The organism is Geofilum sp. OHC36d9 (assembly GCF_052400685.1).
In the GTDB taxonomy this organism is placed as follows: Bacteria; Bacteroidota; Bacteroidia; order Bacteroidales; family Marinilabiliaceae; genus CAZHHH01.
The window spans coordinates 8,110-8,981 of sequence record NZ_JBQTGJ010000035.1 but is presented as its reverse complement, the minus strand read 5'-3'; the positions used below and the strand labels follow the sequence as shown (position 1 = coordinate 8,981).

The 872-nt window shown below is 39.8% G+C and carries 1 protein-coding gene; it reads right to left on the bottom strand.

Going from position 1 to position 872, the window contains the following annotated elements; all coding sequences use genetic code 11:
- Positions 1-112 precede the first annotated feature (112 nt).
- A partial coding sequence (locus ACT3CD_RS17090; RefSeq protein ID WP_444646882.1) for a hypothetical protein occupies positions 113-872 on the bottom strand: 760 nt, incomplete at its 5' end.

The following is an 872-nucleotide window of genomic DNA, read 5'->3' as shown; positions in this document are numbered from 1 at the left end:
GTCTCATACACCTTGAGACAGTAGTCTCATACACCTTGAGACAGTAGTCTCATACACCTTGAGACAGTAGTCTCATAAAAACAGCCATAGGAAACATAAGATTTAACAGGTTTTATAATTCGGAATTTTTTATTCTCATCTCATCTTCTGTAACATAACCATCTTTATTAACATCTCTTTTCTCAAAGTTGTCTTTTAAATCACCTTTAGCTTCTGATTTGCTGATTTTTTTATCTTTATCAACATCCATTTCATCTAACATTTTTGAAAAAGGAAGTTGAATGGTAGCGTTATCTTTATCATAATCTTCTCCTGAACCCTTCATCACACTACTGGTTGTATTGCTTCGGCTAGCGTTGTGGTCCTGAACTCTTCCTGCATTTGTATCTTCATTATCCAAATCGTCATCTGGATTACTCATTACACTACTGGTTGTATTGCTCCGGCTAGCGTTGTGGTCCTGAGCTTTTCCTGCATTTGAATCTTCATTATCCAAATCGTCATCAGGATTACTCTTTACACTACTGGTGGTATTGCTTCGGCTAGCGTTGTGGTCCTGAGCTCTTCCTGCATTTGAATCTTCATTATCCAAATCGCCATCAGGATTACTCTTTACACTACTGGTGGTATTGCTTCGGCTAGCGTTGTGGTCCTGAGCTCTTCCTGCATTTGAATCTTCATTATCCAAATCGCCATCAGGATTACTCTTTACACTACTGGTGGTATTGCTTCGGCTAGCGTTGTGGTCCTGAGCTCTTCCTGCATTTGTATCTTCATTATCCAAATCGTGATCTGGATTACTCTTTACACTACTGGTGGTATTGCTTCGGCTAGCGTTGTGGTCCTGAGCTCTTCCTGCATTTGTATCTTCA